The organism is Nocardiopsis sp. TNDT3 (assembly GCF_003427465.1).
Lineage (GTDB): Bacteria > Actinomycetota > Actinomycetes > Streptosporangiales > Streptosporangiaceae > Nocardiopsis > Nocardiopsis dassonvillei.
In genome coordinates, this window is record NZ_QPFC01001194.1 from 1 (window position 1) to 3,922 (window position 3,922).

The following is a 3,922-nucleotide window of genomic DNA, read 5'->3' on the forward strand; positions in this document are numbered from 1 at the left end:
GCCCGCGCCCTGCGGGGGCGCGGGCCCCGGCCTGAACCCGGCGGCTACTGCCGCGACACCGCGGACGCGCCCCCGCGCAGTACGAACTTCTGGATCTTGCCGGTGGCCGTCTTGGGAAGCTGCTCCACGAACTCCACCTGTGTGGGCGCCTTGAAGTGCGCCAGGTTGTCGCGGGCGAAGGCGATCAGCTCCTCCTCCGTGGCCGCGGCGCCCTCGCGCAGCACCACGGACGCCTTCGGCGACTCGCCCCAGCGCTCGTGCGGCACGCCCACGACGGCCGCCTCCAGCACGGCCGGGTGCCGCAGCAGGACCCCCTCCACCTCGACGGACGAGATGTTCTCCCCGCCGGAGATGATGACGTCCTTGATCCGGTCCTGGATCTCCACGTACCCGTCCGGGTGGGTGACCGCCGCGTCGCCGGTGTGGAACCAGCCGTCGCCCATGGCCTTCCGAGTGGCCTCCGGGTCGTTGTAGTAGCCCTTCATCACCACGTTCCCGCGCACGGTGATCTCCCCGACCGTCGTGCCGTCCCAGGGCACCTCGACGCCGTCGGCGTCCACCACCCGCAGCTCGCCGGAGGTGATCAGCTCGACCCCCTGGCGTGCCTTGACGGCGGCGCGGTCGCGCGGGGACAGGCCGCCGTGCTCGGCGCGCGGCTCGCACACGGTGATGAACGGCGTGGTCTCGGTCAGCCCGTAGACATGGGTGACGGTCCACCCGAAACCGTCCTCCAGGCGCTCGATGGTGTCGGCGGCGGGCGAGGCCCCGGCCGTCACCACGTGCACGCCGGACGGAACCTCGCCGCGCACCTCCTCGGGGGCGTTGGACAGCATGATCAGCACGGTGGGGGCCGCGCACAGCCAGGTGACCCCCTCGGAGCGGATCAGTTCGTACACGGTGGCCGGGTCCATCGCGGGCAGGCACACGTGGGCGGCGGCCGCGGCGGTCACCGTCCACGTGTAGGTCCAGCCGTTGGCGTGGAACATCGGCAGCGTCCACAGGTACCGGTCGTCGATGCCGATCCGCAGGTGGAGGAGGGTGCCCACCGAGTTCATGTACGCGTTGCGGTGGGTGATCATGACGCCCTTGGGCCGGGCCGTGGTCCCGCTGGTGTAGTTGATGGTCAGCAGGTCGGTCTCGTCGATCCCGGGACGGGTGTAGTCCGCCGTGGACTGCGCGACGAGGGTCTCGTAGTCCTCCCAGCCGGGGCGCGCCCCCTCCAGGGCGACGAACCGCTCCACGTCCGGCATCTGGTCGCGGACGCCGTCCACGGCGTCGAGCTGGTCGGCGTGCACGCACAGGACCCGGGCCCCGGAGTGGTTGACGATGTAGACGAAGTCGTCCGCCGACAGCCGGAAGTTGACCGGTACCAGCACCGCGCCGAGCTGCGGCACGGCGTAGAAGGACTCCAGCTGGGCGTGGGTGTTGGGGGAGATGTAGGCGACGCGGTCGCCCTTGGAGACCCCCATGTTCTGGAGGGCGCGGGACCAGCGGTCGCAGCGGTCGAAGAACTCCTCGTAGGTGAGCCGGAGGCCACGGTCCACCACCGCCTCGCGCCGGGGGTGCAGTCTTCGGGTGCGGCGGGCGAACTCCAGGGGAGTCAGGGCGAGTTCCATGGTGCCGGGGTGCCTTTCCGCGTCGGTGATGGTGGGCGGTGGTCGGGGCGGCGGAGGCCGAAGACGGCCGCCCCACGACCACCATCACCGGACGGCCGTCGGCTGTCCAGCACTGGTTGCCGGAAGCCGGTGGCCCTCAGAGCCCGAACAGCCGGGCGGCGTTGCCGTACAGGACGTCCCGCAGCCAGTCATCGCCCAGGTCGAGCCGGGCCAGGGCCCGGAGCTGTTCGAGGTAGGGGTGGGGGATGTTCGGGAAGTCCGTGCCGAACAGGATCCGGTCCGCGACGCCCTTCAGACGGGGCACCTCCTGGTCGGGGAAGGGCGCCCAGTCCTTGGAGAACTCGGTGAACACCATCGTGGTGTCCAGGTGGACGCGCTCGTGGTCCTCGGCCAGGTCCAGGAACGCGCGGTAGTCGGGGGCCCCGGCGTGGGCGATGACCGCGGTGAGCCCGGGGTGGGCGCGCAGGGTCTCGGCGAAGGGTTCGGGGCCGGTGAAGGGTCCCGCCTCGGGGCTCGAACCGCAGTGGACCACCACCGGCGTGCCCGCGTCCGCGATCAGCCCCCACACGTCGGCCAGCAGCGGGTCGCGCGGGTCGTAGCGGCCGACCTGGAGGTGTGCCTTGAACACGCGGGTACCCGCCTCCAGCGCCGAGGCCACGTAGTCCCGGGCCTCCGGCTCGGGGTAGAAGGTGGCGCTGCGCAGGCAGTCGGGGTTGCGGTCGGCGAAGTCGCCCGCCCAGTCGTTGAGCCAGGCGGCCATGCCGGGGCGGTGCGGGTAGGAGAGGGCGGTGAAGCGCCGGACCCCGAAGCCCCGGAGCAGGGACAGGCGTTCGTCCTCGTCGAAGCGGTAGGTGATCGGCCACAGGCCGCCGAGGGCGTCGAAGTGGGCCCACACCTTGCGCAGCACGTTGTCGGGCATGAAGTGCGTGTGGACGTCGATGAGCCCGGGGAGCCCCAGGTCCTGCCAGACCGCGCGTACGGCGGCGGACTCGGGCCCGTGGTCGGGCGCGGGCTCCGCCGGGTGGGGGGAGCCGGGGCCGGTTCCGGAACCGGTGTCGGTGTCGGTGTCAGTGGCGGTAGCGGTGGCGGCGGTGTCCGTCGCGGTGGTGGACCCGGAGGGGGTCGAGGCTCGTGTCACGCCGGAAACGATACGGGTAAGCGCTGGTCAGAGTCATGAAGACGCTCAGAAAGCCAGGAGGAGAACTCCGGTCACGACGATGACGGAGGCGGCGACCCGCACCGGGCCGAACCGCTCCCCGAACAGCAGTGCGCCCAGCACCGCGGCGAAGACGATGCTCGTCTCGCGCAGCGCGGCGACGCCCGCGACCGCGCCGGTCAGCTGCGCCCACAGCACGAGCCCGTAGGCGACCGCGCTGACCACGCCGCCCAGGAGTCCGAACTTCCAGACCGGCTTGAGCTGGCGTGGAAGTGCGCCTCGGCGGGTGAACACCGCCACCACGAAGAACACCGGTCCCTGAAGGAACATGAGCCACGTGATGTAGCCCAGCGGATCCTGGGTGAGGCGGACCCCGTGGGCGTCGACCACGGTGTAGACGGCGATGCTGACGCCGGTGGCGAAGGCCGCCAGCAGCGCGGGGAGCTGTGCGCGGGAGGGCCGGCCGCCCGCGAACACCAGCGTCGTCAGCCCGGCGGAGACGACCAGGACCCCGGCCAGGTCGGACGGGGGCATCGACTCGCCGAGCAGGAGGATGCCGGTCAGGGCGACCACCCACGGCGCCGTGCCGCGTGCCATCGGGTACACCTGGCCGAACTCGCCGGTCCGGTAGGAGGCCATCAGCAGGCTCATGTACAGCAGGTGGGTGGCGAGGGAGGCGAGCAGGACCGGCCAGGCCTCGCGCGGGGGCGGTCCCACGACCGGGAGCAGGGGCAGGGCGGCGAGCATTCCGCCGAGGCCGATCAGGGCGAACCCGAGCAGGCGGTCGGTGATGGAGTGGGCGATCGCGTTCCAGCCCGCGTGCAGCAGCGCCGCGAGCAGGACCACGGCCACGACCCACGGCGTCATGGGGTGGAGACGGGCATCGGGGGCGGAAGGGGCATCCGGCAAGGCTAGGCGGTTGTCCACAGACCGGGGAGCGCGGGGTGGTGCCGGGACCGCGGTGGGCATACCTGTCATGGGGGACGTGTTCCACGGCGCGGAGGCCGGGCGCCCCCATCAACAGCATGCCCCTCCCGGGAGCCGTCCACCATCCCGCTGTCACGCCTGTGGACAACCCTCCTGAGCCCGCGCGCTTGGCCTCCTGACTTCGCGTGCTCCGGCCCCCGCGCTCCAGCCCCGCGCGCCTGCG

Annotated in this window: 3 protein-coding genes; all 3 read right to left on the minus strand. The window is 72.1% G+C overall.

Going from position 1 to position 3,922, the window contains the following annotated elements:
* Window positions 1-44: 44 nt before the first annotated feature.
* Entirely contained in the window at window positions 45-1,616 is a 1,572-nt protein-coding gene (locus DQW06_RS25685) for a long-chain-fatty-acid--CoA ligase (protein WP_117199457.1), read from the minus strand.
* A 136-nt stretch (window positions 1,617-1,752) separates the two neighbouring features.
* The gene (locus tag DQW06_RS25690; protein WP_013156344.1) at window positions 1,753-2,754 is read right to left on the minus strand and encodes an amidohydrolase family protein; all 1,002 of its coding nucleotides are present in this window, start codon (window positions 2,752-2,754) and stop codon (window positions 1,753-1,755) included.
* A gap of 45 nt (window positions 2,755-2,799) precedes the next feature.
* Window positions 2,800-3,639, minus strand: coding sequence for an EamA family transporter (locus tag DQW06_RS25695; protein ID WP_071621003.1), 840 nt, complete (start codon window positions 3,637-3,639; stop codon window positions 2,800-2,802).
* Between the last annotated feature and the right edge of the window lie 283 nt (window positions 3,640-3,922).